This window comes from Pseudomonas sp. ACM7 (genome assembly GCF_004136015.1).
In the GTDB taxonomy this organism is placed as follows: domain Bacteria; phylum Pseudomonadota; class Gammaproteobacteria; order Pseudomonadales; family Pseudomonadaceae; genus Aquipseudomonas; species Aquipseudomonas frigoris.
Map to the genome: position 1 here is coordinate 1,102,816 of NZ_CP024866.1, position 26,773 is coordinate 1,129,588.

General features: G+C 58.3%; 30 protein-coding genes and 1 pseudogene. 10 read left to right on the plus strand and 21 right to left on the minus strand.

Features of this window, described 5'->3' with window-relative positions; genetic code table 11:
* Window positions 1-56: 56 nt before the first annotated feature.
* Window positions 57-482, minus strand: coding sequence for an SgcJ/EcaC family oxidoreductase (locus tag CUN63_RS05350; RefSeq protein WP_008151160.1), 426 nt, complete (start codon window positions 480-482; stop codon window positions 57-59).
* Window positions 483-623: 141 nt separating this feature from the next.
* On the opposite strand from CUN63_RS05350, the gene CUN63_RS05355 reads away from it, so the two are divergent.
* Together CUN63_RS05355 and CUN63_RS05360 are read left to right on the plus strand one after the other, a co-directional pair.
* Complete coding sequence (locus CUN63_RS05355) at window positions 624-1,109, plus strand: N-acetyltransferase (RefSeq protein WP_129437722.1); 486 nt, start codon at window positions 624-626, stop codon at window positions 1,107-1,109.
* A 7-nt stretch (window positions 1,110-1,116) separates the two neighbouring features.
* Window positions 1,117-1,722, plus strand: coding sequence for a pyridoxamine 5'-phosphate oxidase family protein (locus CUN63_RS05360; protein ID WP_129437724.1), 606 nt, complete (start codon window positions 1,117-1,119; stop codon window positions 1,720-1,722).
* 54 nt (window positions 1,723-1,776) lie between these two features.
* Here the strand turns inward: CUN63_RS05360 and CUN63_RS05365 are convergent, their stop codons facing one another.
* From CUN63_RS05365 to CUN63_RS05385, 5 genes are all read right to left on the minus strand, one after another.
* The gene (locus CUN63_RS05365; RefSeq protein ID WP_129437726.1) at window positions 1,777-2,118 is read right to left on the minus strand and encodes a hypothetical protein; all 342 of its coding nucleotides are present in this window, start codon (window positions 2,116-2,118) and stop codon (window positions 1,777-1,779) included.
* Window positions 2,111-2,377, minus strand: a complete 267-nt coding sequence (locus CUN63_RS05370; RefSeq protein WP_046049521.1) for a prevent-host-death protein — start codon at window positions 2,375-2,377, stop codon at window positions 2,111-2,113. The genes CUN63_RS05365 and CUN63_RS05370 overlap by 8 nt, the downstream gene beginning before the upstream one ends.
* 78 nt (window positions 2,378-2,455) lie before the next feature.
* Entirely contained in the window at window positions 2,456-2,965 is a 510-nt protein-coding gene (locus CUN63_RS05375; protein ID WP_129437728.1) for a GNAT family N-acetyltransferase, read from the minus strand.
* Window positions 2,966-3,279: 314 nt separating this feature from the next.
* Window positions 3,280-3,765 (minus strand): GyrI-like domain-containing protein, encoded by a 486-nt coding sequence (locus CUN63_RS05380; RefSeq protein ID WP_129437730.1) that lies wholly within the window; start codon window positions 3,763-3,765, stop codon window positions 3,280-3,282.
* Window positions 3,766-3,832: 67 nt separating this feature from the next.
* Window positions 3,833-4,495, minus strand: coding sequence for a LysE family translocator (locus tag CUN63_RS05385; protein WP_129437732.1), 663 nt, complete (start codon window positions 4,493-4,495; stop codon window positions 3,833-3,835).
* 139 nt (window positions 4,496-4,634) lie between these two features.
* Between CUN63_RS05385 and alaC the strand changes: the two genes are divergently transcribed.
* The gene (gene alaC, locus CUN63_RS05390) at window positions 4,635-5,846 is read left to right on the plus strand and encodes an alanine transaminase (protein WP_008151144.1); all 1,212 of its coding nucleotides are present in this window, start codon (window positions 4,635-4,637) and stop codon (window positions 5,844-5,846) included.
* 130 nt (window positions 5,847-5,976) lie between these two features.
* Here the strand turns inward: alaC and CUN63_RS05400 are convergent, their stop codons facing one another.
* Window positions 5,977-7,329 carry a GntP family permease gene (locus CUN63_RS05400; protein WP_129437734.1) on the minus strand — a complete coding sequence of 451 codons (1,353 nt, stop codon included), beginning with the start codon at window positions 7,327-7,329 and terminating at the stop codon, window positions 5,977-5,979.
* A gap of 82 nt (window positions 7,330-7,411) precedes the next feature.
* Window positions 7,412-7,945, minus strand: coding sequence for a gluconokinase (locus CUN63_RS05405; RefSeq protein WP_129437736.1), 534 nt, complete (start codon window positions 7,943-7,945; stop codon window positions 7,412-7,414).
* Between the two features lie 216 nt (window positions 7,946-8,161).
* On the opposite strand from CUN63_RS05405, the gene CUN63_RS05410 reads away from it, so the two are divergent.
* The gene (locus CUN63_RS05410) at window positions 8,162-9,193 is read left to right on the plus strand and encodes a LacI family DNA-binding transcriptional regulator (protein ID WP_129437738.1); all 1,032 of its coding nucleotides are present in this window, start codon (window positions 8,162-8,164) and stop codon (window positions 9,191-9,193) included.
* Between the two features lie 33 nt (window positions 9,194-9,226).
* On the opposite strand, the gene CUN63_RS05415 is transcribed toward CUN63_RS05410, so the two are convergent.
* Complete coding sequence (locus CUN63_RS05415; RefSeq protein WP_129437740.1) at window positions 9,227-10,099, minus strand: LysR family transcriptional regulator; 873 nt, start codon at window positions 10,097-10,099, stop codon at window positions 9,227-9,229.
* A 120-nt stretch (window positions 10,100-10,219) separates the two neighbouring features.
* Between CUN63_RS05415 and CUN63_RS05420 the strand changes: the two genes are divergently transcribed.
* From CUN63_RS05420 to CUN63_RS05430, 3 genes are all read left to right on the plus strand, one after another.
* On the plus strand, window positions 10,220-10,651 hold the full coding sequence (locus CUN63_RS05420; protein WP_129437742.1) for a PACE efflux transporter: 432 nt from the start codon (window positions 10,220-10,222) through the stop codon (window positions 10,649-10,651).
* Between the two features lie 56 nt (window positions 10,652-10,707).
* Complete coding sequence (locus tag CUN63_RS05425; RefSeq protein WP_129437744.1) at window positions 10,708-11,340, plus strand: glutathione S-transferase family protein; 633 nt, start codon at window positions 10,708-10,710, stop codon at window positions 11,338-11,340.
* A gap of 216 nt (window positions 11,341-11,556) precedes the next feature.
* Window positions 11,557-12,111 carry a hypothetical protein gene (locus CUN63_RS05430; protein WP_129437746.1) on the plus strand — a complete coding sequence of 185 codons (555 nt, stop codon included), beginning with the start codon at window positions 11,557-11,559 and terminating at the stop codon, window positions 12,109-12,111.
* Window positions 12,112-12,375: 264 nt separating this feature from the next.
* On the opposite strand, the gene CUN63_RS32650 is transcribed toward CUN63_RS05430, so the two are convergent.
* From CUN63_RS32650 to CUN63_RS05440, 3 genes and pseudogenes are all read right to left on the minus strand, one after another.
* A complete protein-coding gene (locus CUN63_RS32650; RefSeq protein ID WP_371928226.1) occupies window positions 12,376-12,834 on the minus strand; it encodes a methyl-accepting chemotaxis protein in 459 nt (152 codons plus the stop codon).
* 84 nt (window positions 12,835-12,918) lie between these two features.
* Window positions 12,919-13,695, minus strand: a pseudogene (locus tag CUN63_RS32655) (PAS domain-containing protein); the annotation flags it as partial.
* Between the two features lie 417 nt (window positions 13,696-14,112).
* Window positions 14,113-14,985, minus strand: a complete 873-nt coding sequence (locus tag CUN63_RS05440) for a LysR family transcriptional regulator (protein ID WP_129445060.1) — start codon at window positions 14,983-14,985, stop codon at window positions 14,113-14,115.
* Between the two features lie 107 nt (window positions 14,986-15,092).
* Here CUN63_RS05440 and gstA point away from each other — a divergent pair, with 107 nt between their 5' ends.
* The gene (gene gstA / locus CUN63_RS05445; RefSeq protein ID WP_129437750.1) at window positions 15,093-15,695 is read left to right on the plus strand and encodes a glutathione transferase GstA; all 603 of its coding nucleotides are present in this window, start codon (window positions 15,093-15,095) and stop codon (window positions 15,693-15,695) included.
* Window positions 15,696-15,834: 139 nt separating this feature from the next.
* On the opposite strand, the gene CUN63_RS05450 is transcribed toward gstA, so the two are convergent.
* From CUN63_RS05450 to CUN63_RS05465, 4 genes are all read right to left on the minus strand, one after another.
* The gene (locus tag CUN63_RS05450; RefSeq protein ID WP_129437752.1) at window positions 15,835-16,848 is read right to left on the minus strand and encodes an ABC transporter substrate-binding protein; all 1,014 of its coding nucleotides are present in this window, start codon (window positions 16,846-16,848) and stop codon (window positions 15,835-15,837) included.
* A complete protein-coding gene (locus tag CUN63_RS05455; RefSeq protein ID WP_129437754.1) occupies window positions 16,845-17,387 on the minus strand; it encodes a sigma-70 family RNA polymerase sigma factor in 543 nt (180 codons plus the stop codon). The genes CUN63_RS05450 and CUN63_RS05455 overlap by 4 nt, the downstream gene beginning before the upstream one ends.
* 225 nt (window positions 17,388-17,612) lie before the next feature.
* On the minus strand, window positions 17,613-18,404 hold the full coding sequence (locus tag CUN63_RS05460; protein WP_129437756.1) for a phosphate/phosphite/phosphonate ABC transporter substrate-binding protein: 792 nt from the start codon (window positions 18,402-18,404) through the stop codon (window positions 17,613-17,615).
* Window positions 18,405-18,538: 134 nt separating this feature from the next.
* A complete protein-coding gene (locus CUN63_RS05465; RefSeq protein WP_129437758.1) occupies window positions 18,539-19,480 on the minus strand; it encodes a fatty acid desaturase in 942 nt (313 codons plus the stop codon).
* 335 nt (window positions 19,481-19,815) lie between these two features.
* Here CUN63_RS05465 and CUN63_RS05470 point away from each other — a divergent pair, with 335 nt between their 5' ends.
* Window positions 19,816-20,238 carry a GNAT family N-acetyltransferase gene (locus CUN63_RS05470; protein WP_129437760.1) on the plus strand — a complete coding sequence of 141 codons (423 nt, stop codon included), beginning with the start codon at window positions 19,816-19,818 and terminating at the stop codon, window positions 20,236-20,238.
* A 158-nt stretch (window positions 20,239-20,396) separates the two neighbouring features.
* Here the strand turns inward: CUN63_RS05470 and def are convergent, their stop codons facing one another.
* From def to CUN63_RS05485, 3 genes are all read right to left on the minus strand, one after another.
* Window positions 20,397-20,936 (minus strand): peptide deformylase, encoded by a 540-nt coding sequence (def, locus tag CUN63_RS05475; RefSeq protein WP_129437762.1) that lies wholly within the window; start codon window positions 20,934-20,936, stop codon window positions 20,397-20,399.
* On the minus strand, window positions 20,933-21,889 hold the full coding sequence (locus CUN63_RS05480) for a YihY/virulence factor BrkB family protein (protein ID WP_129437763.1): 957 nt from the start codon (window positions 21,887-21,889) through the stop codon (window positions 20,933-20,935). Before CUN63_RS05480 ends, def begins: the two co-directional genes overlap by 4 nt.
* A gap of 170 nt (window positions 21,890-22,059) precedes the next feature.
* Window positions 22,060-22,251: a CsbD family protein gene (locus CUN63_RS05485; RefSeq protein WP_129437765.1), complete on the minus strand. Its 192-nt coding sequence runs from the start codon at window positions 22,249-22,251 to the stop codon at window positions 22,060-22,062.
* A gap of 199 nt (window positions 22,252-22,450) precedes the next feature.
* Here CUN63_RS05485 and CUN63_RS05490 point away from each other — a divergent pair, with 199 nt between their 5' ends.
* A complete protein-coding gene (locus CUN63_RS05490) occupies window positions 22,451-22,828 on the plus strand; it encodes a hypothetical protein (protein WP_033056806.1) in 378 nt (125 codons plus the stop codon).
* Window positions 22,829-23,012: 184 nt separating this feature from the next.
* Here the strand turns inward: CUN63_RS05490 and fadD1 are convergent, their stop codons facing one another.
* Both fadD1 and fadD2 read right to left on the minus strand, forming a co-directional pair.
* On the minus strand, window positions 23,013-24,713 hold the full coding sequence (fadD1, locus tag CUN63_RS05495; RefSeq protein WP_129437767.1) for a long-chain-fatty-acid--CoA ligase FadD1: 1,701 nt from the start codon (window positions 24,711-24,713) through the stop codon (window positions 23,013-23,015).
* Window positions 24,714-25,072: 359 nt separating this feature from the next.
* Window positions 25,073-26,761 carry a long-chain-fatty-acid--CoA ligase FadD2 gene (gene fadD2, locus CUN63_RS05500; protein WP_129437769.1) on the minus strand — a complete coding sequence of 563 codons (1,689 nt, stop codon included), beginning with the start codon at window positions 26,759-26,761 and terminating at the stop codon, window positions 25,073-25,075.
* Window positions 26,762-26,773: the final 12 nt, after the last annotated feature.

Genomic DNA, 26,773 nt, shown 5'->3' on the forward strand with positions numbered 1-26,773 from the left:
CAACTATGGCTGCAGATTGACGCTTTCGCGACATTCCCGACGAATCGGCCTGACGCTCAGGGTTCCAGGTTGAACAGCACCGTGCCGCTCATCATGTCGAACGGGGCCGACCAGTGTTCGTGGACGATGCGCCATTGCCCATCGTCGCGCCGATAGCAGGCGGTCACGCGCATCCAGCAGGCCTGGGTTTCGCCCTTCTCGTTAGTGCCGCCGCAATGGGCCAGCCAATGGGCGAAGGCGATGTGCTCGTCCGCCACGATGTTCATATGGTCGAAATCAAACTTGTGCGCGCCCTGGCACATTTCCATGCATTCCTGCCAATGCGCGCGGTAGGCCGCCTTGCCGCGAAATTGCAGGGCCTTCACCGCATCGTAGGAGACGATGTCCTCGGCATACAGGGGCATGAGTTTCTCGACATCCTTGGCGATGACCGCCTGACGATAGGTGTCGATCAGGGTCTGGATTTCGTGGGTAGCGTTCATGGTGGTTCTCCGTGGTTTTTGTTGTGAAGACACCTTTAGTCGTCTGGCGAAAAGCCAAATCGACAGCGGAAATAAAAATAGTCCAGGAACGCAAACTCGTTAGAATTCGAAACACATTTATGTTGGAAAAAGGACACTCCAGTGACAGCCCGACTCGTGCCTTACGACAGCCTGAACGCGCTCCAGCGCCAGCAGGTCGAGGCCATTGAAGTTCACAAAGAACAAATCAAGTTCTCCGGCGACATTCACGGTGCGTTGCACACCTTGCTGTCCAAACCCGGCCCCGGCGTCAAAGGATTTGCGCTACTGGTCGAGGATGTTCCCGTGGCCTTTCTGCTGCTCAAACGCCCGCCCGTATTGCCGGCGTGGGCCGATGAACACAGCGCCACCCTTCACGCACTGCAAGTCGATCATCGGGCTCAGGGCAAAGGCTATGGCAAGGCCTGTCTGCAAGCCCTGCCCGACGTTGCGCGTCAGACGTTTCCGGAAATAAAGGGGCTGGAGTTGTCAGTGGATGCGGATAACGCATCGGCCATCGCGCTTTACGCAAAATTCGGCTGGGTCGACAGCGGCGAAGCCTACAGGGGCCGGATCGGTTACGAACGGCGCATGGGTCTGGTTTTCTGAGGTGGTTATGCTCAACAGCATCGAAGAACTGGAAGCCCTCTACGGCCAACCTCACGACCGCGCCGTGCGCAAGCAGATCCCCTTTCTGAACGAGGATTATCAGGCGATGGTCCGCGCCTCGCCGCTGGTGATTGTCAGCTCGGTGGGGCCTGACGGGATGGACGGTTCGCCGCGGGGCGACACGCAGGGTTTCGTGCGGATCATTGATGAGTGCACCCTGGCGATCCCGGACCGGCCGGGCAACAACCGCATCGACACGCTGCGTAACGTCGTGCTCGATTCGCGGGTGTCGCTGTTGTTCATCATTCCCGGGATTGGCGAAACGTTGCGGGTTAACGGCACGGCACAGATCAGCGCCGAACCTGGGTTGCTGGAGAGCTTTGCGGTCAATGGCAAACCGGCGCGCACGGTGATGCTGGTGACGGTGGAAGCAGCTTTTTTTCACTGTTCAAAAGCGATTGTGCGCTCAGACTTGTGGAACCCTGAGAAACATCTGGAGCGCTCGGCGCTGCCGACGGCGGGCGCGTTTCACAAGCGGTTGAACGATGGGGAGTTCGATGCCGAGACGTATGACCGGGAAGCGCCGGCCAGAGTGCGGGATAGCCTTTACTGATCGAACACGAAAAAGGGTTGCCTTGAGGCAACCCTTTTGAGATTTGACTAGCTGTCAGAGGAGAAGGCAGTAATCGAGCAACTGCTTCTCGATACTTTGATGCTGACCGATAACCAAAGCGACCACTACAAGGTTTTCACTCGGGAACACCTCATACAAAACTCGCTGCCCCATAGGAAGGTACTCATGAAAATGAGTCACCCCAAGCGACGCCGCTTCCTGGCAAATACCGTAAACATGGGCCTGACTGCTAAACGCCGTAACGATCTGCATCACCAGTTGATCGACCATCTCTGCCGCTTTTTTGCGACCGCATTGCTGCGTGAGATAGTGCTCCAGCGAAATAACCCCATGCTCCGCAGCGGTCGCAAACTCTACCCTGAAGACCTCAGGCATCGTTATCGTCTTGCTGCAATTGGCGCCGCTGCGCCAGTCTGGCCAGCAAAGTGTCGCCAGAAATCAGTTTTCCCTGCTCTTTGTCGCGAGAGGAGAACGAAAGAAGTTTGATCAGCGCGATGGCCTCATCTCGCCGCTTACGCTCCTCGTAGGACTCGATCACATAAGCCGGAACGCCATTCTGAGTGACGAGCATCGGCTCGGAAAGATCCAGCGCTGCCGCATTCTTTTTAACAAAACTGATAGTTTCAACTCGCATCATTCATTCCTCTGCTCACCACCCAAACAGGATGGCCAATGCAACAAGGTCTGAATTTAGGCCATTAAAAAACTTATCTCAAGAACTCATTTGCTCTTTTCCCAACTCCAACACCATCTCATACCAAGCCATCCCGCCATGGTCAGACGCTGAAGGCTTGATGTAGGCAAAGCCGAACCCGGCATACAGCGGGATGTGCCGCTCCTTGCACATCAGATAGATGTGGGTCTTGCTCAACGCGCGCATCCGCTCGATGAATTCGCCCATCAACCGTTTCGCCAGGCCCTGCCCCTGATAATTCGGGTGCACCACCACCGACATGATGACCACGTGCGGGCCGGCCGGATCGTGGCCGATCAGTTCCTTGAACGCCTCGTCCGACATCTCGACCTGAAACGCCGCACCGGAATTGATGAAACCGGCTACAACGCCATCGACTTCGGCCACGATGAAACCTTCGGGCCAGGTGGCGATGCGGGTGGCGATTTTCTCGCGGGTCGCGGCTTCGTCGCCTTCGTAGGCAACGGTTTCAATGGCGTAGCAGCGGTCCAGATCAGCAGGTGTGACGTGGCGGATGACGGTGTTCATGGCAGCTCGAAATCAGCGAGAGGAAGGCTGGGGATCATAAATTAATAAGGTGTTCATATCGATCACCGCAGGTGCCGTAAAGCCTGCGTATAAGCGCTGTCATTGCTCGTCGGTGCGGATTATTGATGTGTCCTGTCTCTGGCCATCAATAGGGGGAACACACCATGAGCAGCGTTCAGATCGGACTTCTTATGCTGTTGGGCATCAGCACATTTGGCTTCATCACGTTGTCGATTGACCTGTTGCGGGCGCGACGGATGAAGCAAGGCAAGTAACGAGCAGGAGGCGGACGCCAAGTCCGCCTCCTGATGGAGTCAAGGCTTGAGCGGCAGCCAGATTTCCAGCACGCCGGTATTGAGCTTCGGGTTGAAGTCTTCGCTGTAGCGTTCGAATTCCGGGGCGTCCGCCGCCTGATAACCGGACTGCGGCAGCCAGGTTTTCCAGATGTACTGAAACGTCTGGGGCAACATATCCAGAGAGCCCTTGTGCTCGAACACGGCATAGTGCTGAGGCTGGACCTCGACCCAACGGTATTTATCCGGCAGGTCGTCGAGTTTGTCGATTTCGACGCCGGCAATGTATTCAAATCCGCCCTTGCCATCCGGATTGCAACAGATGCCGTAGGTCACTTCGCTTTTTTGACCGGGAATTTTGCCAATCTCGGGAATGAATTTCTCCCAGAGATCGGGTATGCCACTGGTCGTATCCGTGGTAAATCGGCCGCCAAGCCCTGCAATGAGCAGGAAGTGCCCGTGCTCGAAGCGTGGCTTGGCCGTTTCGACGCCTGTTTGCTCATCCATGACTCAACTCCTGGAACAAAAAAGTGGGTTCGGCTGGGAGTATAGAACCCAAACCGAATTCGCCCAGTTACAGTGCGTGCAACTGCTCGACGGCACCTGCGCCGACGAACTCGTTATACCCCGATAGGATCACGTAGACCGCGAAATAGCAGAAGATCGCCGCCGATGCCATGTAGGAGTAACGCAGCAGTTTGTCGCCCAGCAACTTGCCGCCGTGACTCGCGGCGAAGCACAAAGCGACGCACCAGAGCACCCCGGCGCAGAGAAATCCGCCGAGAAACAGCGCCGAACTAAGGGCGCCACCGCCACCGGAACGAGCGATCAATGTGCCGCCCACCGCCGCGAACCAGAGAATGGCGCTGGGAGACGACATGGCGAGGAAGATCCCGCGGAAAAACTCGCGCCGATGGGAGTTCTGACCCACGTCTTCGGCCTGCGCCAGTACCGCCTCATGGTGAATCGCCGAATAGATCATCTTTGCCGCGAAGTACAACAACAGCGCCGAACCTCCGATCCAAAGCACCCAGCGCACGCTTTCGTATTGCAGCAAAACGGTCATCCCGGCCAAGGCCAGCACGGCGTAGATCAGGTCGCCGACACACGTCCCCAAACCCAGCGCAAAGCCTTGAAAATAGCCACGCTGCATCGCCAACGTGATCATCGCGATGTTGGCCACGCCGATGTCCAGGCACAGCGAAAGGCTCAGCAAGAAGCCACTGGTAAATTCCATCAACCGATTTCCTTCGGACAAATTTGTTTACATAGTCTCTGGACAGTTTGCCACATCAGCCCTTACATTCCGCCACAGGTCACCGCAGTGACCAGCGTCGCTCGGACGGTTCCGGGCGCTCACGTTATCCGAGGCAACAATGGCTAACCCAGGTTCGCCGCGCCGCTTTGCGCGCATAGATCGACTCCCCCCTTACGTATTCAACATCACTGCCGAGCTGAAGATGGCCGCCCGTCGTCGTGGCGAAGACATCATCGACTTCAGCATGGGCAACCCCGACGGCCCGACACCGCCGCACATCGTCGAAAAACTCGTCACCGTCGCCCAGCGCGAAGACACCCACGGTTACTCGACGTCCAAGGGCATTCCGCGTCTGCGCCGGGCGATTTCCAATTGGTACAAGGATCGCTACGAGGTCGACATCGACCCGGAAAGCGAAGCCATCGTCACCATCGGTTCCAAGGAAGGCCTGGCACATTTGATGCTGGCCACCCTCGACCAGGGCGACACCGTTCTGGTGCCGAACCCGAGCTACCCGATTCACATCTACGGCGCGGTGATTGCCGGCGCCCAGGTGCGCTCGGTGCCGTTGATTCCGGGCGTGGACTTCTTCGCCGAACTGGAAAGCGCCATTCGTGGCTCGATTCCGAAACCGAAAATGATGATTCTCGGCTTCCCGTCCAACCCCACCGCCCAATGCGTGGAGCTGGATTTCTTCGAGCGGGTGATCGCCCTCGCCAAGCAGTACGACGTTTTGGTGGTGCACGACCTGGCCTACGCCGACATCGTCTACGACGGCTGGAAAGCCCCGTCGATCATGCAAGTGCCGGGCGCCAAGGACATAGCGGTGGAGTTTTTCACCCTGTCCAAGAGCTACAACATGGCCGGCTGGCGCATCGGTTTCATGGTCGGCAATGCCGAACTGGTCAATGCCCTGGCGCGGATCAAGAGTTATCACGACTACGGCACGTTCACCCCGCTGCAGGTCGCGGCGATTGCGGCGCTGGAAGGCGATCAGCAGTGCGTCAAAGACATCGCCGAGCAGTACCGGCAGCGTCGCAACGTGCTGGTCAAAGGCCTGCATGAACTGGGCTGGATGGTCGAGAATCCGAAAGCGTCGATGTATGTCTGGGCGAAGATTCCCGAGGCTTATGCGCACTTGGGCTCGCTGGAGTTCGCCAAGAAACTGCTGGCCGAGGCCAAGGTTTGCGTCTCGCCGGGCGTAGGGTTTGGTGAGTATGGGGATGATCACGTGCGCTTCGCGCTGATCGAAAACCAGGACCGGATTCGTCAGGCCATACGCGGGATTCGCGGGATGTTCCGGGCGGATGGACTAATTAGCAAATCTTGACGCCCTGCACATAACACTGTGGGAGCGGGCTTGCTCGCGAATGCGGTGTGTCAGTCAACATTGATGTTGTCTGACACGGCCCCTTCGCGAGCAAGCCCGCTCCCACATTTGGTTTTGCGGTGTCAGTGACTTAGACGAACAGCGACAACAGCAGGATGAAGCCCAGGCCCACCACGGACAGGATGGTTTCCATCGCGGTCCAGGTCTTGAAGGTTTCCGCCACGGTCATGTTGAAGTACTGCTTCACCAGCCAGAAACCCGCATCGTTCACGTGAGACAGGATCAACGAACCGGCACCGGTCGCCAGTACCAGCAGCTCACGGTTCACACCTGGAATCATCCCCACCACCGGCACCACGATGCCCGCGCCGGTAATGGTGGCTACGGTTGCCGAACCGGTCGCGATACGGATCACCGCTGCTACCAGCCAGGCCAGCAGGATCGGCGAGATCTGTGCGTTCACCGCCATGTGGCCGATTACATCACCCACGCCGCTGGTCACCAGCATCTGCTTGAAGCCACCACCGGCACCGATGATCAGAATGATCGCGGCGGTCGGCGCAAGGCTCGCGTCGAGCAACTTGAGAATTTTGCTGGAGCCCATGCCCTGACGGTGCCCGAAGGTGTACAGCGACAGCAGCAACGCCAGCAGCAGCGCCGAAATCGGGTGACCGATCAGATCCATGAACGAGCGGAAGAAATTGCCTTCCGGCAGCACCACGTCGGCAAAGGTCTTGAGCAACATCAGGAACACCGGCAGCAGCACGGTGATCAGGGTGATGCTGAAGCTCGGCAGCTCAGCTGCCTCTGGCTCGCGCGCCAGTTGGTCGACCAGTTCCTGGTTAGGATGACCCGGAATGTACTTGGCAATGAACGTGCCGTAGATCGGTCCGGCGATGATGGCCGTCGGCAGCGCAACGATCAGACCGTAGAGAATGGTTTTACCGATGTCGGCACCGAACACGCCGATGGCCAGCAACGGGCCCGGGTGCGGCGGAACCAGACCGTGCACGGCGGACAGACCGGCCAGCAGCGGGATACCGATCTTGATGATCGACACGCCGGTACGCCGGGCGACGATGAACACCAGCGGGATCAGCAGCACGAAGCCGATTTCGAAAAACAGCGGAATGCCGACCAGGAACGCGGCGAACATCATCGCCCACTGCACCTTGTCCTTGCCGAACGCGCGAATCAGGGTTTGGGCAATCTGATCCGCCCCGCCCGACTCGGCCATCATTTTGCCGAGCATCGTGCCCAGCGCGAGGATGATCCCGACGAAACCGAGCACCCCACCGAAGCCGTCCTGGAACGCCTTGATGATGGTGCCGATCGGCATGCCGGAGGTCAGCCCGAGAAACGCGGCGGCAATAATCAGAGCAATGAAGGGATGCAGCTTGAATTTGGTAATCAGGACAATAAGCCCGATCACCGTGACCACTGCATCGAGCAGCAGGAACGTCTCGTGGGACATGCCAAACATTAGGGGTGTCTCCTGGTTGTTGTTGTTATTAAAGCGGGTAATTCGCAAGCCATCAGGACAGCGCTATCTCTTCGGGCAAAACTCATACGGCGTGTTTCAGGCCATGAGCCTGCCACCAGTCATGAGCTTGCTTCGCCAATTGGTCGACGCTGTGGTTAGACGCGTCCAGAGCCAGGGTCAGGGGCTCACCAACAGGCGATTCAAGGGTGGCGAACTGGCTGTCGATCAACGTCGATGGCATGAAGTGGCCCGGCCGATGAGAGACACGATCAGCGGCAACTTCAGGGGTCAGTTCAAGGAACACGAAGCCCAGGCCCGGCAAGGCGCTGCGCAGACGTTCACGGTAAATGAGTTTGAGGGCCGAGCAGGTGAGCACCGGGCGTTCGCCCTTGGCGTCGATGCGGCGCAATTCATCGCACAAGCTGTCGAGCCAGCCGGCGCGGTCGTCGTCGTTCAGGGGGATACCTGCGCTCATCTTTTCGATATTGGCGGCAGGGTGGAAAGTGTCGCCTTCAATGGCGGTCGCGCCGCTGAGTTGGCACAAGGCCTCGCTGACGCAAGTCTTGCCGCAACCGGCAACGCCCATGATGACCAGGGCGGTGATGGGATGATTCATGTAACACCTCAGCGCGCAGACAGCGCTACCTTTGACAGACAGGACACTCCAATCAAAAGCAGAAGTTGCCGACGCCTTCTTGTCATTTTTGTGGGTTGCAGCATGTTCGTTCTCAACGCCAAAAAACGGGGATCAGGCAAACCCCGCTCACGCATTTGCAGCTGCGTCGAGACAGCGCTACCTTAGTGCCTCGAATTTTGTTTGGCAAGCCGTCCGATGATCTCCCCTAAAAACGATAAAAATACGCGCACCACTGGCCGCCCCACTTTGAACGAAGTCGCACGCCTGGCCGGTGTCAGCCCGATCACCGCCTCTCGCGCCCTGCGCGGGGTCAGCACGGTGGCCACCGAACTGGTGGAAAAAGTCCAGAAAGCGGCGCTTGAACTCAACTACGTGGTCAACCCTGCCGCCCGCGCGTTAGCCTCGGCCCAGAGCCATTCGGTGGTGGTATTGGTGCCGTCACTGTCCAACTTATTGTTCATCGACACGCTGGAAGCCATTCATCAGGTTTTACGCCCCAAAGGCTTCGAAGTGCTGATCGGGAACTTCCACTACTCACGTGACGAAGAAGAAAACCTGCTGCGCAATTACATGGCGTATCAGCCTCGCGGTCTGCTGCTGACCGGTTTCGACCGCACCGAAAGTTCGCGCCGGATGATCGAGGCCAGCAACATTCCGTGCGTGTACATGATGGAACTGGACAGCGCCGCCGGGCTCAATTGCGTGGGCTTCTCGCAACTGGCCGCCGGTGAAACAGCGGCCGAACATTTACTGTCACGCGGTCGCAAGCGCCTCGCCTATATCGGCGCGCAACTCGATCAACGCACGTTGCTGCGCGGCGAAGGTTTCCGCAAAGCCCTGCAAAAGGCCGGTTTGTATGACCCGGACCTGGAAGTGCTGACCCCGCGCGCCTCCTCCGTCGGCCTCGGTGGCGAACTGTTCCTGCAACTGCTCGCCACTCATCCCGATGTCGACGCGATCTTCTTCGGTAACGACGACCTGGCCCAGGGCGCACTGCTGGAAGCCATGCGCTGCGGGATCAAGATCCCCGAACAAGTGGCGATCCTCGGCTTCAACGACCTGCCGGCCTCGGCGCACATGGTCCCGCGTCTGAGCAGCATCAGCACCCCGCGAGAAGCCATCGGCCGGCGCGCAGCGGAGCAGATGTTGACGTTGATGGCCGGCAACACGGTGGCCAAACCAGTGCAGGACATGGGGTTTGAGTTGAAGGTGCGCGAGAGTACGTAGCCACTGTGGGAGCGAGCTTGCTCCTACACTGGATCAACGCCCCATCAATTCCACAAACGCCAACGCCCCTTTCTGCAATGGCTGGCTCTTGAGCCACACCGCATGCACCGGCAGCACCAACCCGTTCTCAATGTTGCGGAAACTCAGACGCTTGAGCCTTCCGGCATCAAGCATCGGCTGGACCACCGACAGCGGAAAATTGCCCCAACCCAATCCGGTTTCGACCATTTCCAGCGCCATGGCCAAGGTGTCGGTGCGCCAGTAAGACTCGGCCACCAGTGGCCGGGTTTCGCTGATCGGCAGGTCGCGGCCGGCGACGATGATTTGCCGTACGTGGACCAAGTCTTCCAGGAACAAATCCTTGCCCTGAAACAGCGGATTGTCCGCCGCCAGCGTGGCGATCATCCGTTCGGTGCCAACGAACTGGAACCGCTCCAGCACGTTCATGATCAGCCCGGCGAACGCCAGGCAAACGCTGACCCGGCCGCTGTGGAGCATCGCCAGCACATCATCCTGCGGTGCGCTGAGCATTTCGATGTCCAGTAGCGGATGACGCTCGGCGATGACCTTGATCGCCGCCATCACGCTGCCCTTGTCGATGTCCGCCACGACCCCGATCGACAACTTGCTTTCCAGCCCCAGCGACAACTCGATCGCATGCACTTGCAGCTGTTTGAGCTGCTCGGCGATCAGTCGCGCATGCGGCACCAATGCGCTGGCCATCGCCGTCGGCACCGGTTCGCGATGGCTGCGATCGAACAGTGGATAACCGAGCTCGGCTTCCAGGTTGGCGATGCCCATGCTCACCGCCGACGGCACTTTACCCAGTGCCCGGGCGGCAGCGGAAAACGAGCCGCGCTCGATCACCGCGAGGAACAACTCGATGCTGTCGCTGTTGAAATTCATTCCTCTTCCTATCAATAAAACTGAAAGCTACTGACTTTTTCTGTCAGCTCTATTGAAGCTATCTTTCGCCGCCTTCGCCAGTGCTCCTGGCTTCAAGTTCGCAGAAAGAGGCAAATTCCCATGCAAGGCGTTAAACGAAAACTGGTCTACGTGTCGCTTTACGAGGTCATCGGCATGACCTTCTCGGCCCTGGGCCTGGCTTTGTTGTCCGGCACCTCGCCCGGCAGCACTGGCCCGTTGGCAGTGATCATTACCAGCATCGCGGTGACTTGGAATTTCATCTACACCACGCTGTTCGAGCGCTGGGAAGGCCGTCAGCCCTCGCGCGCCCGCACCGTTAAACGGCGCATCGCCCATGCCGTGGGTTTTCAACTAACCTTGATAGTGTTCCTCATCCCGTTGATCGCCTGGTGGATGAACATCAGCCTGGTGCAAGCCTTTCTGCTGGACGCGGCGCTGATCATTTTCATCCCGTGCTACACCTTCGCCTTCAACTGGTTGTTTGATCGCACGTTTGGTTTGCCAACTTCGGCGCTGCCGGATCCGGTTTGAAAACGCTGAATGTCTGTTAGATTCCTGAAGCGTCGAATCGCTAACGGAGTAGCTCAATGGAACATGCACTGAAGATTCTGGGTAAAGCCTCGTCCATCAACGTCAGAAAAGTCCTGTGGACCTGTGAGGAACTGGGTGTTGCCTACGAACGTGAAGACTGGGGCGGCGGTTATGCGTCGACCCACACGCCGGAGTTTCTCAGGCTCAATCCCAACGCACTGGTACCGGTGATCATCGATGAGGCCGGCGTGCTGTGGGAGTCCAACACCATCTGCCGCTATCTGGCCGGCAAACACCACAACACCGATCTGCTACCCCACGAATCGGCGGCCCGCGCTCGGGTGGAGCAGTGGATGGATTGGCAAGCGACTGAACTCAATGCCTCCTGGAGCTTTGCGTTCACGGCGTTGGTGCGCAAAGATCCGGAGTTCCAGGACCCGCATCACATTGCCGCCGGTGTACACAACTGGAATCAGAAAATGGGCATCCTCGAGCATCAGCTCGCGGCCACCAAAGCGTATGTCGCCGGGCCACACTTCACGCTGGCGGACATCGTCATCGGTCTGTCGGTCAACCGCTGGCTGATGACACCGATGGAGCGCCCCGACTACCCGGCCATCGACGAGTATTTCCAACGGTTGGCACAACGCCCGGGATTCCTGAAACACGGCTGCAACGGCCTGCCTTGAGCGGCTCCCGCGCTACAAATCGCTAAAAAATAAACATTCGTAGTGGCTGGTGCAGCAAGCGGTCGACCTCAGCCGCCCGGCGGCAAAGGTTGACCTCAACCCCTCGGTCACCCTTGAGCCGTAAAACAACAATCAATTGATTTTGTTAGTGTTTTTAATTAGGCACAGTATTTGCTGAAAGTACTGCACCGCAAATACCTACAAGGTCTATTCATCATGTTGGTCAGTGCAAAACAAAACCTGGTGACGCCCCTCCCCAAGCGACCCGGCGACGAACCGATCTCGGGCGCCGCCGCCGGACTTCAGGGCGGCCTACAAGCCGCCATGACACAAGCCCTGCAACACAATGTGCAAGCGCAAACCGCGCAGACCACTAAGCAGGTCCAGGACTCAGCCACCCAAATCGCTACCCAACAAGTCAGCGAAGCAACCCGGATCAGCGATAACGTCGATGAAGCGTTCGCCAAAACCCGCGTGGGACTGCAAGCCTCGTCCGCCCACCTACCCGCCGATGTTGAAACAGCCACGGACGCCTTCAAGGAGTACATGAGCAAAACACCGGAGCAGCGGTTGCGCGACAGTATTTTGCAAGAGATGGGGTTGACGGAAGATGACTTGAAAACCATGCCACCGGAAAAACAACTGGCGATCGGTAAAGAGATTGCCGAGCGCATGCAAGACAAGATCAAACTGGCGCAGGCCGAGAAGGAAAACAGCAGCAGCGAAAAAGGCAGCAGCCAGGTGGTCGACAAGTTCCTCGCTTCGCTTTAAAAGTGCGGAAATCAATAAAAGAGGGTCCCTTCGAGGGCAATGCCAGTCAGTTAAGGAACGACACAATCCGTAGCAGCTGGCGAAGCCTGCGTTCGGCTGCGTAGCAGTCGTAAAACCTGAGTTTGCGGTCTTCCTGAAACACCGCATCGTCTGATTTCACGACTGCTGCGCAGCCGAACGCAGGCTTCGCCAGCTGCTACGGATCGCGTTTTGGCTTAACTGATCGACATTACCCTTCGAGGGACCCTTTTCAATGTGCCGCTATCAACTTATCTGCAACGTCGAATTAAACTGACTGATCGCATCCACCACATGCCGCGATCCTTGCTGTATCTCCAGAATCACCTCCCCCGCCTCGTTCGCCAGTTCCACGCCTAATCCGGTTCGACTCAAACTAGACTGCATGCTCGACACCGCACTCAATGACAAATCGTGGTTCTTGCGCACCACTTCAACGATCTCCAGCGTTGCCTGGCTCGTTCGTGCCGCAAGGCTGCGAACTTCATCGGCGACTACCGCGAACCCGCGCCCGTGTTCCCCGGCCCGGGCCGCTTCGATCGCGGCGTTGAGCGCCAGCAGGTTGGTCTGATCGGCAATACCGCGAATGGTCTGAACGATGGTGCCGATGATGTCGGACTGTTTGCTCACCGCGTCGATGCTCAGCGCCGCTTCGTTGAGGTCGCGGGAAATGTCCTGGATGATCTGCACCGTTTGCTGAACCACCTGAGAACCTTTCTGCGCACAGGCGTCGTTTTGAACCGAGGTGCTGTGGGCCGACTCCGCGGCGGTTTGCAGGGTGGTGACTTGCTGGGTGATGTCGCTGGCGAACTTAACCACTTTGTACAATCGACCCTTGGTGTCGAACAGCGGGTTGTAGGAGGCCTCCAGGAAAACCGTATGACCGTGCTTATCTTTGCGCTCGAAACGGTGCGAGTGATATTCGCCGCGATTGAGCGAGGCCCAGAACGCTTTGTAGGCCTGAGATTCGGCTTCGGCGCGATGACAAAACAGGCTGTGGTGTTGGCCAACCACTTCGTTGAGCGAGTAATGCATCGTCTTCAAGAAGTTGTCGTTGGCCGTGATGACTTTGCCATCCGGGGTGAATTCGATCACGGCCATGGAACGACCGATCGCCGCGAGCATGCTCTCGCTTTCGTGTTCCTTATAGGTCCTGGCTGAGATATCAGTGGCGACTTTGATCACACTCCGAACCTGACGATCAGCGCCGAACACCGGCATATAGCTGGCTTCGAGCCAGATCTCCTTGCCGCTCTTGTTCAAGCGTAAAAAGTTCCCGCTCACCGGTTCGCCACGGGCCAGGTCACGCCACAACTTGGCGTAGGCTTCGCTTCGATAAAACGCTTCTTCGCAAAAGATCCGGTGATGCTTACCGCGCACTTCTTCGGCGCTGTAACCCATGGCACTGCAAAAGTTGTCGTTGGCATCGAGCACGATGCCTTCGGGGGTGAACTCAATCATCGCCATCGAGCGGCTGACTGCGGCCAACTTCGCGTTAGCCTCGGTCAGCGCGCAACTGAATCGTTCGATTTCCAGCAGGTCGGTCTTGTGACGTCGGTTAAACATAGTCGTATCACCTTCAGCGCGGTCTTTTGTTTGATGAAAGTTCTTTGGTCTTTCAACAGCTCCACCACTACGTTCCAAGGAACAGGCACACGCATCCCTCCACAGGAAGGACTTGGTCAGGTGATCAATGATGTTTAATCGGAGAGTCCATGCAGCAACGCTCTTATCAAGACATCCTTCTCTTGATAGCCCGAAACCGGGCCAGCCCTAACGTTCTGATAAGACATTCCATTGACCGGACAGCTCCGTGTTGTTCAGAGTCGGTGCCTTGGGTTGCGCACGCTTTTAACGTGTATGACGGCCTTCACATGGCGGTCGACATAGTTAGTTACGATTCAGCATAGACTGGCGAGTCAGGTAAGCAAGGCCACTAGTCGGCCAGTATTGAGGACAAAATCGGTTCAGCTTCGGTATGCGTCATTTCTCGGCAAGCAGACTCATCAACGCCTGCACTGCCGCCGAGGGTGGCTTGTTCGCAGCGGCCACCAAAGCAAACTCTCGATCGATACGCGGAGTCACCGGCACCACGCGCAGCCCCTGAAGTTGGCTCGGCAGCGTCATCTCCGGCACCAGCGTCACGCCGATGTTTTCCCGCACCAGGGTGAACGCACTGCTCCATTCACGGACCTCGACCCGCACATCAAGCAGTTGCAGCCCGGCATCCTCCGCCAGGCTACGAGCGTTGGTCGAACAACCGCCCGTGGCCAGTACAAAAGGTTGTTCCGCCAACTCAGCCAGAGAGACGCCTTCTTCATTCGAACGGCGAGCCAAAGGATGGCCGCCAGGCACCACCGCCATCCAGGCATCACGTCCCAGGCGACCGGCATTGCGCTCGGGCGCCGGGTTCAACACCACGCCGACATCCACCAGCCCGGCACCGAGCAGTGTTTCCACTTCATCGTCGCTGACCTCCAGCGCGACCACCTGAATGCCGGAATAAAGCCGATTGAACTGACGCAGCAGCGGCGGCAGGAAAGTCGCCAGCACCATGGGGAAACTGGCCAGGCGAATCGTCCCGCGCTGAATGTCTTTGGTGGAATCGACAGTACTGCGAATGGTTTCCAGAGCACCGAGCATGGTTCTCGCGTGTTCGATCACAGACAGGCCGATTGCCGTCGGCAAGGCCTGGCGATTCTCTCGACTGAACAGTTGAACGCCCAGGGTTTCCTCAATCAATGCCAAGGCCTGGCTGGCACCGGACTGGGTCATGCCGACCCGCTCGGCAGCCCGGGTAATGTTGCCCGTGTCAGCCACCGCCACCACCATTCGCCAGTGCATCAGATTCATCAGATTCATCATGGCAGTAGCTTTCCTTATGGCGGTTTTCTGAAAGATTAATTTTACGAAGGTGCCGCGCACTATGACACTGGCGCAAATCCCCAGCCAGAGCCCTGCCGATGAAGTTGTATTACGCCCCACACGCCTGCTCGCTGGCGCCGCATATCGTGCTGCGCGAACTCGATCTGCCGTTCGAATTGATCCGCGTCGACAACACCAGCAAGCGAACCGCCAACGGCGAGGACTTCCTCGCCATCAATCCAAAGGGCTACGTCGCGGCACTGCAACTGGACAACGAACACGTGTTGACCGAAGGCCCGGCGATCCTGCAATACCTGGCAGACCTGCGACCCGAAGCGAACCTGGCACCGATGGGCGGGACGCTCGAGCGAGTGCGGTTGCAGGAATGGCTGAATTTCATTTCGACAGAGATTCATGGCGGGCTTGGCTGGCTGTTCAGTTCGCAGTTCCCGGATGAGGTGAAAGCGCTGATCAAGGAGAAACTGTTCAAGCGGTTTGCGGTGTTGTGTCAGACGCTGGAGCGCCAGGATTATTTGATGGCTGACGGGTTCAGCATTGCCGATGCGTATTTGTTTACGGTGTTGCGCTGGGCGCACCTGTTTGCCATCGATTTGAATGAGTGGCCGGCGTTGGCGCGGTTTCAGGCACGGGTTGATCATCGACCAGCCGTGAAGGCTGCGTTGGCCGCGGAGTTGGTGTAAGTCTCAAGACCATCGTCGGAACGCCGCCCGGAGCAAGCTCGCTCCCACATTGGATCTATGTCATGCCGAAGATCCAATGTGGGAGCGAGCTTGCTCCGGGCGGCGTTCCGACGATGGCTATTTTCCAGGCACTACAAATTTACAAACTCGCACTCACTTTAGTAGCCACTTCACCGGGCACCCAACCCTTCCAGATCTGCGGCTGATCACGCAAAAACGCTTCGGCCACCTGACGCGGTTGCAGGCGCTTTTCGCTCATCTGACCAAGCGTGTGGTTCAGCAGATCGATCGGCAGATCGACCTTTTCGAAGAACGCCACCAGGTCCGGGTACTGCGCCTTGAACGGCGCGGACACGCCGATCGCCAGGTTCGCCGGCATCGAACGCGTGCCTTTTGGATTGGGGTTGTTGGCGTCGGCCAAGGTCTTCCAGGCGTCGGCGTCGAACGCCGGCTCGTCGAGTTTCACCAGTTTGAATCGCCCCAACAGCGGCGTCGGCGACCAGTAGTAGAACAGCACCGGTTTGCCTCGACGGATCGACGAAGCCACCTCGGCATCCAGCGCGGCGCCAGACCCCGTGCGGAAGTTGACGAAGCTGTCGGTCAGGTCATAGGCCTTGAGTTTCTGACTGTTGACGATCTCCGAGGTCCAGCCGGTCGGGCTGTTGAGGAAGCGTCCTCGGCTCGGGTCTTCCGGGTCGCGGAACACATCTTTGTAACGCGCCAGATCAGCGACGGATTTCAGCTCCGGGGCCAGGGGTTTGATGCCGCGTTCGGGATCGCCCTTGATCACGTATTCCGGCACCCACCAGCCTTCGGTGGCGCCTTTGACCGTGTCGCCCAGCCCAAACACTTTGCCTTGCGAGGCGGCTTTGACCCACGCCGGAATGCGCCCGGCCCACTCTTCGCCGATCACTTGAATATCGTTCTTGGCCAACGCCGCTTCGAGGCTGACGGTGCTGCCCGGCAAGGTATCTGTCGGGTAGCCGTAACCTTTCTCGACAATCAATCGCAGGATTTCTGTGATGAGGCTGCCGCTTTCCCAGGTGATGTCGCCGAAGTGGATCGGCGCGGTTTTCTCCGCTGCGGGAACGTGGGTAGCCACAAAACTCAGGGCCAGCAGTGAACTGCCGAGCAGGGTTTTGATTGATCTCATGCGGACCTCCGGGTCAGGGGATTCAAAGATTGGTTGGCGCTGTGCCGGGCGCACAGGGCTTGGGTACGAGTCATGTAAACGCTGACCGAGCGTTGGGAAATGCCCAATTCGGCGGCGATTTGCGGGTAGGTCAGACCGTCGATTCGCGATAACAGGAAAGTTGCCCGAACCTTGCCCGGCAAGCGCTCAAGCGTGCGCTCGAGGCCATGCAAGGCCTGGGTCAGTTGCACCCGTTCTTCGGGCGAGAGCGCTTGAGGCTGATCAAGGTGTTGCAACTGATCGAGGTGGTGGCGTTCCAGATCGCGGCGGCGCCAGAGCTGATAGATCAACCGCTGGGCAATGGTGGTGAGCAAGGCACGAGGCTCGCGGATCGGGGTCAGCCCCGGCGATTCGAGTAGCTGTAAAAAGGTTTCGGCAGCGATGTCTTCGACGCTGGAACTGGCGCCCAGGTGCCGACGCAACCGCGCGCACAGCCAGGGGTAATGCGCGCGGAACAATCCGCCGACGTCGTTGCGATGGGAAAGGTCGGTGCCGGACATAGAGGCTCCAAGGGTTAGGGGTCGCTGAATGTCCGGTGATCCGGTGACGCGATCCTAGCAAGGAGCCTTATTCATTAATAATACTTAAAAAGCATTTTTATATTCTATTTTAGAATTAAACATCAAAAGATCGCAGCCTCGTTTCACTCGACAGCTGCTACAGGAAATCGGTGTACATCTGTAGGAGCTGTCGAGTGAAACGAGGCTGCGATCTTTTGATTCTGCCTAGCGTAATCGCCCAAACCCCAACGCCTCAGCCTCTTGCTGATAGTCGAGCACAATCTGATAGTCGCTTTCGCCGGCCAGCAATACCTCTTGCAGACCGAGGATTTCCCTGACTTCGGGCAATTCCTGCAACGTCGTATTCATCACCTGCCGCAGCTCTTCGGCCTGTTCATCGGTGACAGTCGCGGCGGTGATATACGGCAAGGTCGGACTGAACGCGCTTCGCGCGATGACCCGCAGCCCGGCCACTTCTTCTTCGGCGTGCTGCGCCAGATAGGCGAAGGTCACGCTGTCGATGGCCGCTAGGTCTGCCTTCTCTTCTCGCAGCCAGCGCAGGCTTTCGCGGTGACTGCCGCTGATACCGACACTGGCGAAGAACTGCCCCTCTTGATGCAGCGGCGCCAGTCGGTGACGCAACAGGTTCATGCCGCTGTTGGAGTCTTCGCCATTGATCACCCCACGACTGTCGCGAAAGGCCGGCAAACTGCGCCGTGGATCATCGGCGCGACTCAGCAACAGGCTGCAATGGTTGCCGCCGTTAGCGTCCGGTAGTTCATAGCGAGGACGACCAATGACCCGGACCCGACCGCGCAACGCGGTCATCAGCGGGTAGCCGCAGGTTTGGGTCAGCAGCAAGTGCGGGGACAGCCAAAGGTCCATCAGCGAAACGCCCTCGGCGTGACGGCGGGTGGCACCCAGTCGCTCGATAATTCGCGTCAGCCAGCGCTCGTTCGCCTGGCGGACCGGCTCGGGGGCGACGTACATCAGTAATTCAGCGAGGTGTTGTGTCATCACAATCTTCCCATACGACGAAATTCCCCTGTGGGAGCGGGCTTGCTCGCGAAAGCGGTGGGACAGGCAGCATTGGTGTCGACTGACACTCCCTCTTCGCGAGCAAGTCCGCTCCCACAAGGGAACGCGTTCGCTCAGTAATACGGGTGCCTGGGGCTGTCGATGGCCTTCACTCCATGCTGGCGCCACAACTGGCCATAACCCTGCACCAGAAACCCGCCGCTGCGCGCCAGCCATTGCTCGCGACGCGCGCGGTAGGCGCGGGGCAAGTCGTACCAGGGCAGCCCTGGCAAGTCGTGATGCACCAAATGCAGATTGAGGTTCAGGAACAGCCAGCGCCACGGCCAGGCGGCTTCGTTGATGACCGTCCTTTGCTCGGCCTCGGCGTGGGGACGGTGTTCATAGTAGGAGCGAATCATGGCAATCGATAGCGCCGGCACACTGATCAGCAACAGGTAATGCCACACCGGCAGCACGCTGTAGCGGGCGATAAACAGCAACATCAGCAGGGTCAACGCGCCGTGGCTCAACCACATCAACCAGGCCTGCCGCTCACCTGCTTTCAGACGCTGGCACTCTTCTCGGGCCAGCGCCAGCAAGGCCAGCGGTGCACCGAGGGCGAAGCGTCCGAGCACGGTTTTGTTCAGCCAGTGCAGGCCCTGTTCGAACAGTGAACTGCCCTGCCATTGCTCGGCGCTCAGGTAACGGCTTTCCGGATCGCGACCCGGGAGGGTCAGGTCTTCGTCGCGGTGATGCAGCAGATGGCTGTCGCGATACAGGGTGTAGGGATACCAGACGGCGAACGGCGCGTAGCCGAGGATCTTGTTCAGCGATGTCCAGCGGGTGGGATGACCGTGAAGCAATTCGTGCTGCACCGATAACCAGAGCACCACCAATGGAATCAACAACAATGTGCTCCACCACAGGCCCAACCAACCACTGGCGAGCACGATGCTGAACCAACCGACGTACACGCCGATCAGCAGCAACCAGGTCGGCCACTCGGTGCGAGCAGTCAGGCGTTGGCGCAGGGTGTCGATTTCTTCACGGTGGGCGGTATCGAAGTAATGGGGCATGGCGTTGCTCAGATCGGGGACCAATCCCCTTCTGTGCAATGACGCAGGGTTTTCTTGCAGATTATTTGGTTATTTCGTCAGAAGCAGCGGGAGCCCGAGGCCGGGCTCCCTTGTCACGGGATCAATGCCCGAACACATCCACCTTCTTGGCCTTCTTGTCCGCGCGCTTTTCATCGGCGGTTTTCGCCGGTTTCTTCTTTGCCGCTTTTTTTGAATCCATGCCTTTGGCCATGATACGTACTCCACTCATACGGGATGTGAGATCAGGTATACACCTATCGCTGCGCGCGCGTTCTTTTATAATCGCCCGCTTTGCGCACCGACAGTCGAAGACCATGCCCAACACCCAGTACACCTTGCTCGCCGAGCCTTTATGGCCCTTGATGAACAAGTTTTATCGCGCTCACCAATCGTCGATGAAAGCGGTCCGCGACGCTCAACTCTGGGTGGCCAGGCGCGAGGAGATCATTGGCGCGCTGTGTTTGCGACCGGTGGCGGACGGGCATTGGCTGACGGGTTTGTTTGTCGATCCGGCCTGCCGTGAACAGGGCATCGCGGCGGCGCTGATCGCCGAGGCGCTGAAGGATCTTGAAGGTCCGGTGTGGTTGTTTTGTCATCCGGACTTGCGCGGGTTTTATGAACGTCGTGGTTTTACCTTCGACCCGCCGCTGCCCTATTCCATGGCGGAACGCTTGAGCCGTTATGCGCGCAGCAAGCCGATGATCGCCATGGGGTTGGAAGGCCAGATAACGCTCTAAAGCCATATGAAGATCTAATGTGGGAGCGGCGGTGCAACGATTCGACTTGCTCGCGAAGGGGTCAGAACAGTCAACATTGATATCGACTGACACACCGCCATCGTCGGAACGCCGCCCGGAGCAAGCTCGCTCCCACAGGGGTTTGAGGTGTTTTCGAATCAATCGTCTGCGTTCGGATCGAGATCCGGAAACATCACTTCGGTAAACCCGAACTTGCTGAAGTCACTGATGCGCGACGGGTACAACCGGCCGACCAGGTGATCGCATTCATGCTGTACCACTCGCGCATGGAATCCCTCGGCGATGCGCACAATCGGCTGCCCTTTGGGATCGAAACCTTCGTACCGAATGTGCTGATAGCGATCCACCGCGCCACGCAGGCCGGGCACCGACAAGCAGCCTTCGAAACCCTCTTCCAGCGTCGGGCTCAACGGCGTAATCAACGGGTTGATCAGAATCGTCTGCGGCACAGCTTCAGCATCCGGATAGCGTTCGCTGTGCTCGAAACCGAAGATCACCAGTTGCAGGTCGACGCCGATCTGCGGCGCGGCCAGGCCAACGCCGCCGACGCTTTCCATGGTCTGGAACATGTCGTCGATCAGTTGCCACAGCTCCGGGCTGTCGAACATTTCGGCGGGCACCGGCGGGGCGATGCGCAGCAGGCGCTCGTCGCCCATTTTCAGAATTTCACGGATCATTTGATGACTTCGTCAGTGGTCGGCTTGATCGAGTGGTCCCGACCCAGTCCCGACACGTGGTGTTTGGGTTCGTGGCTGTGCTCGCCAGGGACCTTTTCGCCAGGGTCCTTGCCTTCGGTGGACATGTGTTCGATCACGGCATTCATCTCCGCGCCGAGCAACAGCACCGCGGCGGAAATGTAGAAGTACAGCAACAGCACGATGATCGCGCCGATACTGCCATACATGGCGTTGTAGTTGGCGAACGTCTTGACGTACAGACCGAAGCCCAGCGACGCAATGATCCACACCACCACCGCCAGCACCGAGCCAGGGGTAATGAAGCGAAACTCCTGTTTGACGTCGGGCATGACGTAATAAATCAGCGCCACCGCCATCATCAACAGAATCACGACCACCGGCCAGCGCACGATGGTCCAAAGGGTCACGATGAATTCTTCAAGGCCGACTTGCGAGGCGATCCATTCCATCACCTGCGGCCCGAGCACCATCAGCGCGGCGGCCACCAGTAGCATGGCGGCGATGCCGATGGTGTAGAAAATCGACAGCGGGAAACGCTTCCACGCCGGACGGCCTTCGACCACGTCGTAGGCGGCGTTCATCGCGCTCATCATCAGCCGTACACCGGCGGACGCGGTCCATAGGGCAATCACGATACCGATCGACAGCAAGCCCCCCTTGGATTGCTGGAGCTGGTCGATGACCGGGTTCACCTGCTCCAGCGCCTGGGGCGGCAGGACCAGTTCCGATTGCAGGCGCAGCCAGGAGAAGAAGTCCGGCAGGTGCAGGAAACCGATCAGGGCGATCAGGAACAGAATAAAGGGGAACAGAGAGAACAGCATCTGATAGGCCAGCGCCGAGGCATAGGTCGACATCTCGTCGTCGACGAACTCGGTGATCGTGCGCACCATGACACGGTGCAGGCGCAGACCTTTCATGTGTGGGAAAAACATTAGCGTCTCCTTTCGCCGCAAAAAGGTTGAAGTCGTGGCGACTCAGGGGCCGTTTTCTACATCAAAGTAGCCTACTTGGCGAGTTTGAAACAATTTCCTTGTACAAGTTCAGGCTGACACAAAAACGGCCATCCGCGGATGGCCGTTTTTTACGCTCATCAAAGACCGGATCACGCCTTGTCGATGCCTTTCTTGATCGCGTCTTTGGCTTTGCCAACCGCTTGCTGGGCTTCGCCTTTCCTTTCCTGCACCACGCCTTCGGTGCGCATTTTGTCGTTGCCGGTTGCCTTGCCGACGCCTTGTTTGACGTTGCCGACTGCTTCGTTGGCCAAGCCTTTTGCTTTATCGCCAGTGCTGCTCATGGTGTTTCTCCTGTGAACAATTGAACGAGAAAAGTCGTTACACAAGGTTGACCGGAGGCGTTTGCGCGGAGTTTCATTTATTTTCATGGCGACATTTCATCGTTCAGTGCAGGTTGGGCTTTATGTTTGCCGACCAACCCCCGAGAATGCGCAACGAATTCAGGCCATGGCGCTGAAGATCCAATCCCGTAGGAATGTTATGAAACTCGATAAAAAGCAGGCCATTGCCCGCAGAAACCAGGAACTTGGCGGTGCTGTGCTTGGCGTCAACAACTGCCACTTCACCGAATTGAACCGTAACCGCAACATCTGGTGGTTCGATATTCCGGTCGCGCGCCTGGCCATTGGTCAGTACGAGTGGGTTCACCTGCTGATGCACACCCCGGATACCGACGAACTGCTGCACCTGAAAGTGCCGACGGTATTCCTGCGGGAGAAGCTCGAAGGACTGGTGGTGCGCAACGAAGGTAAACGCAAAGCAGCCTTGAGCCTGGAACTGAGCGCCGACAAGGACTCGTACCTCCAGGACATGCGTCCGGCGGGCACCAACGTCAATTTCGCGCAGTTCCGCCTGTAACAGCAAAAGCTAAAAGCTTCGCGAGCAAGCCCGCTCCCACACTCGATCGCATTCCTTCTTGAAGAACCCGGTTAAATGTGGGAGCGGGCTTGCTCCGGGCGGCGTTCCGACGAAGGCGGCCTGACAGGCGCTGAAAATATCCTGACCAAAAACAAACGCCCCGCATCTGCGGGGCTTTTGTTTGTTACGCGCTTACCTTCTTGACGCCGAGCTTCTTCAGCTCTTCGTCGCGTAACTCGCGGCGCAGGATCTTACCGACGTTGGTGGTCGGCAGCGCGTCGCGGAACTCCACGGAGCGCGGAACCTTGTAGCCGGTGACGTTGGCGCGCATGTGCTCCATCACTTGCTCTTTGGTCAGCGTCACGCCCGGTTTGGCGACGATGAAGATCTTGATCGCCTCGCCCGACTTCTCGTCCGGCACACCGATGGCTGCGCATTGCAGCACGCCCGGCAGGGTCGCGAGCACGTCTTCCAGTTCGTTCGGGTACACGTTGAAACCGGAGACCAGAATCATGTCTTTCTTGCGATCGACAATGCGCATGTAACCGTCAGGCTGGATCAGCGCGATGTCACCGGTCTTCAACCAGCCTTCGCTGTCGAGGATTTCATCGGTGGCGTCCTGACGCTGCCAGTAACCCTTCATCACTTGCGGACCTTTCACACACAGCTCGCCGATGTCGCCTAACGGCTGTTCAACGCCGGCATCGTCGATGACTTTGCACAGGGTCGACGGAACCGGAATACCGATGGTGCCGATCTGGATGTTCTGGATTGGATTGACGGTGGCCACCGGGCTGGTTTCGGTCATGCCGTAACCTTCGCAGATGGCGCAACCGGTGACCGCTTTCCAGCGCTCGGCCGCGGCCAGTTGCAGGGCCATGCCACCGGACAGGGTGACTTTCAGTGCAGAGAAATCCAGCTTGCGGAAGCCTTCGTTGTTGCACAAGGCGACAAACAGCGTATTGAGCCCGACGAAACCGCTGAACTTCCACTTCGACAGTTCCTTGACCATCGCCGTCAAATCGCGCGGGTTGCTGATCAGGATGTTGTGGTTGCCGATCAGCATCATCGCCATGCAATGAAAGGTGAAGGCATAGATGTGGTACAGCGGCAGCGGCGTGATCAGGACCTCGCAACCTTCATTGAGGTTGGAACCCATCAGCGCCTTGCACTGCAGCATGTTCGCCACCAGGTTGCGGTGGGTCAGCATCGCGCCCTTGGCCACGCCGGTGGTGCCGCCGGTGTATTGCAGCACGGCAACGTCGCTGCTGGCCGGGTTGGCTTCAGCCACTGGCTGACCATGGCCCTTGCTCAATACGTCGTTGAACTTGATGGCCTTGGGCAAGTGATACGCCGGGACCATCTTCTTCACGTATTTGATGACGCTGTTGACCAGCAGACGCTTGAGCGGCGACAGCAGGTCGGCCACTTCGGTGACGATCACGTGCTTGACGCCGGTTTTCGGCACGACGAGCTGGGCCAGGTGCGCCATGTTGGCCAGGCAGACCAGAGCTTTGGCACCGGAGTCGTTGAATTGGTGTTCCATTTCCCGCGCGGTGTACAGCGGGTTGGTGTTGACCACGATCAGCCCGGCGCGGATGGCACCGAAGACGGCGACCGGGTACTGCAACACGTTGGGCAGCTGCACGGCGATTCGATCGCCCGGCTGCAAGTCGGTATGCTGTTGCAGGTACGCGGCAAAGGCACCGGACAATTCGTACAGTTCACCGTAGGTGATTGTCTTGCCCAGGTTGCTGAACGCCGGTTTGTCGGCAAAGCGTTGGCAGGACTGCTTCAACACCGCCTGAATATTCGGATACTCGTCCGGATTGATGTCGGCAGCAATCCCGGCAGGGTACTTATCCTTCCAAAAGTCTTCGATCATGGAAGCCCACTCCTCAGCAACGCGAATTCATCACCGCATTTGATGCGATTATTATTGGTGTGTGTTTGTTGGTGAGTCTGGCTATTTACATAGGCCGAGAAGTCACAAAGCGCGCCGAGAGTAGCAGCTTTGCCAAGGGCCGACCAGAGCCAAAAGCCGCCTCTACAGTCACTTTAATGACTCAAGAATAGCAAGCAGTCATTTTAGAGCAAAAATTCTATACAACTTTCAAACCCCCATAAATACGGGGCTTAAAAGCAAAAGATCGCAGCCTTCGGCAGCTCCTACAAAGGAATGCGATCCCCTGTAGGAGCTGCCGAAGGCTGCGATCTTTTGGCAGCACCTCGGTCTACGACCGGTTACGCGATATCACGCAACTCCCGCCGCAATATCTTGCCCACCGGCGTCATCGGCAACGACTCACGCAAGACGATGTGCTTGGGCACTTTGTACGCCGTGAAGTTTTCCTTGCAGTAAGCCTTCAGCTCTTCAAGGCTGACACCCGTTTCACGGGCCACCACAAACAGCTTCACCGCCTCCCCCGAACGCTCGTCCGGCACACCGATCACTGCGCAGTTGGCGACTTTCGGGTGAGCCATGACCACGTCTTCGATTTCGTTCGGGTACACGTTGAAGCCCGAGACGATGATCATGTCTTTCTTGCGATCGACGATGCGCACAAATCCGTCCGGGTCGATCACCGCGATGTCGCCCGACTTGAACCAGCCTTCGGCATCCAGCACTTCGGCGGTGGCTTCGGGTTTCTGCCAGTAGCCCTTCATGATCTGCGGGCCCTTGATGCACAGTTCGCCGCGCTCGCCCAGCGCCTGCTCGACGCCTTCATCGTTGATGACCTTCAGCGTGGTGCCCGGCACCGGCAGGCCGACTGTACCGAGGCGCGACTTGTCGCCGTACGGGTTGGTGCAGGCCACCGGCGAGGTTTCGGTCAGGCCGTAACCTTCGGTGATGCGGCAACCGGTGAGCTGTTCCCAGCGCTCGGCGGTAGCCTTGACCAGCGCGGTGCCGCCGGAGTTGGTGAGTTTGAGGCTGGAGAAATCCAGGGTCTTGAAGTCCGGATGGTCCATCAGTGCGACGAACAGCGTGTTGAGCCCCAGCAGCGCCGAGAACCGCCAGTTCTTCAGCTCCTTGATGAAGCCGCCGATGTCCCGCGGATTGGTGATCAGCACGTTGTGGTTGCCTGAAACCATCATGCACATGCAATTCGCGGTGAACGCATAGATGTGGTACAGCGGCAGCGGCGCGACCATGACCTCTTGCCCTTCGCGCAACAGCGGCTGGCCGTCATTGCCGAACTGCTCCAGGCACGCCCGCACTTGCTGCATGTTGGCCACCAGGTTGCCGTGGGTCAGCATCGCGCCCTTGGCCAGGCCGGTGGTGCCGCCGGTGTATTGCAGCACGGCGATGTCGTCGAGCCCGACTTTCAGCGGCTTGATGCCCAGGCCCCGACCCAGGCGCAACGCGCTCTTGAAGGAAATGGCCTGGGGCAACGAATACGCTGGCACCATCTTCTTGACCTTGCTCACCATTGTATTGACCAGCCAGCCCTTGGCGGCGGGCATCAGGTCGCCCATCTTCGCTTCGATCAGGTACTGGATGTCGGTGTCGGGCAGCACTTCCTGGACTTTTTGCCCAAACATGTTCAGGTAAACCAGCGCCCGGGCACCGGAGTCCTTGAACTGATGACGCATCTCCCGCGCGGTGTACAGCGGGTTGGTGTTGACCACGATCAGCCCGGCGCGCAAGGCACCGAACACGGCAATCGGGTAATGCAGGACGTTGGGCATCTGCACCGCAATGCGATCCCCTGGCACCAGGTCGGTGTGGGCTTGCAGGTAACCGGCGAACGCTGCGCTGTAGCGTTCCAGTTCGGCGTAGGTCAGGGTGACGCCCATGTTGCTGAATGCCGGGCGGTCAGCAAATTTCTTGCAGGAACGCTCGAACACCTCGATCACCGACTTATAGGCCCCTTGATCGATATCCAGGGGCACGCCGGCCGGGCGTTTGTCATTCCAGAAATCAGGTTGCATTGTTCTTGTCCT

Excerpts from the sequence above, each read along its gene's own strand:
- alaC (WP_008151144.1), top strand. The coding sequence starts at position 4,635 with ATGGCTAACCCAGGTTCGCCGCGCCGCTTTGCGCGCATAGATCGACTC.
- CUN63_RS05450 (WP_129437752.1), bottom strand. The coding sequence starts at position 16,848 with ATGAGATCAATCAAAACCCTGCTCGGCAGTTCACTGCTGGCCCTGAGT.
- CUN63_RS05385 (WP_129437732.1), bottom strand. The coding sequence starts at position 4,495 with ATGGAATTTACCAGTGGCTTCTTGCTGAGCCTTTCGCTGTGCCTGGAC.
- CUN63_RS05400 (WP_129437734.1), bottom strand. The coding sequence starts at position 7,329 with ATGTTTGGCATGTCCCACGAGACGTTCCTGCTGCTCGATGCAGTGGTC.
- CUN63_RS05415 (WP_129437740.1), bottom strand. The coding sequence starts at position 10,099 with ATGAATTTCAACAGCGACAGCATCGAGTTGTTCCTCGCGGTGATCGAG.
- CUN63_RS05465 (WP_129437758.1), bottom strand. The coding sequence starts at position 19,480 with ATGCCCCATTACTTCGATACCGCCCACCGTGAAGAAATCGACACCCTG.
- CUN63_RS05365 (WP_129437726.1), bottom strand. The coding sequence starts at position 2,118 with ATGCCTGAGGTCTTCAGGGTAGAGTTTGCGACCGCTGCGGAGCATGGG.
- CUN63_RS05425 (WP_129437744.1), top strand. The coding sequence starts at position 10,708 with ATGGAACATGCACTGAAGATTCTGGGTAAAGCCTCGTCCATCAACGTC.
- fadD1 (WP_129437767.1), bottom strand. The coding sequence starts at position 24,713 with ATGATCGAAGACTTTTGGAAGGATAAGTACCCTGCCGGGATTGCTGCC.
- CUN63_RS05405 (WP_129437736.1), bottom strand. The coding sequence starts at position 7,945 with ATGAATCATCCCATCACCGCCCTGGTCATCATGGGCGTTGCCGGTTGC.
- fadD2 (WP_129437769.1), bottom strand. The coding sequence starts at position 26,761 with ATGCAACCTGATTTCTGGAATGACAAACGCCCGGCCGGCGTGCCCCTG.
- CUN63_RS05460 (WP_129437756.1), bottom strand. The coding sequence starts at position 18,404 with ATGACACAACACCTCGCTGAATTACTGATGTACGTCGCCCCCGAGCCG.
- CUN63_RS05410 (WP_129437738.1), top strand. The coding sequence starts at position 8,162 with ATGATCTCCCCTAAAAACGATAAAAATACGCGCACCACTGGCCGCCCC.
- CUN63_RS05490 (WP_033056806.1), top strand. The coding sequence starts at position 22,451 with ATGAAACTCGATAAAAAGCAGGCCATTGCCCGCAGAAACCAGGAACTT.
- CUN63_RS05370 (WP_046049521.1), bottom strand. The coding sequence starts at position 2,377 with ATGCGAGTTGAAACTATCAGTTTTGTTAAAAAGAATGCGGCAGCGCTG.
- CUN63_RS05470 (WP_129437760.1), top strand. The coding sequence starts at position 19,816 with ATGCCCAACACCCAGTACACCTTGCTCGCCGAGCCTTTATGGCCCTTG.
- CUN63_RS05480 (WP_129437763.1), bottom strand. The coding sequence starts at position 21,889 with ATGTTTTTCCCACACATGAAAGGTCTGCGCCTGCACCGTGTCATGGTG.
- CUN63_RS05375 (WP_129437728.1), bottom strand. The coding sequence starts at position 2,965 with ATGAACACCGTCATCCGCCACGTCACACCTGCTGATCTGGACCGCTGC.
- CUN63_RS05455 (WP_129437754.1), bottom strand. The coding sequence starts at position 17,387 with ATGTCCGGCACCGACCTTTCCCATCGCAACGACGTCGGCGGATTGTTC.
- CUN63_RS05420 (WP_129437742.1), top strand. The coding sequence starts at position 10,220 with ATGCAAGGCGTTAAACGAAAACTGGTCTACGTGTCGCTTTACGAGGTC.
- CUN63_RS05360 (WP_129437724.1), top strand. The coding sequence starts at position 1,117 with ATGCTCAACAGCATCGAAGAACTGGAAGCCCTCTACGGCCAACCTCAC.
- CUN63_RS05485 (WP_129437765.1), bottom strand. The coding sequence starts at position 22,251 with ATGAGCAGCACTGGCGATAAAGCAAAAGGCTTGGCCAACGAAGCAGTC.
- CUN63_RS05430 (WP_129437746.1), top strand. The coding sequence starts at position 11,557 with ATGTTGGTCAGTGCAAAACAAAACCTGGTGACGCCCCTCCCCAAGCGA.
- gstA (WP_129437750.1), top strand. The coding sequence starts at position 15,093 with ATGAAGTTGTATTACGCCCCACACGCCTGCTCGCTGGCGCCGCATATC.
- CUN63_RS05380 (WP_129437730.1), bottom strand. The coding sequence starts at position 3,765 with ATGGATGAGCAAACAGGCGTCGAAACGGCCAAGCCACGCTTCGAGCAC.
- CUN63_RS05350 (WP_008151160.1), bottom strand. The coding sequence starts at position 482 with ATGAACGCTACCCACGAAATCCAGACCCTGATCGACACCTATCGTCAG.
- def (WP_129437762.1), bottom strand. The coding sequence starts at position 20,936 with ATGATCCGTGAAATTCTGAAAATGGGCGACGAGCGCCTGCTGCGCATC.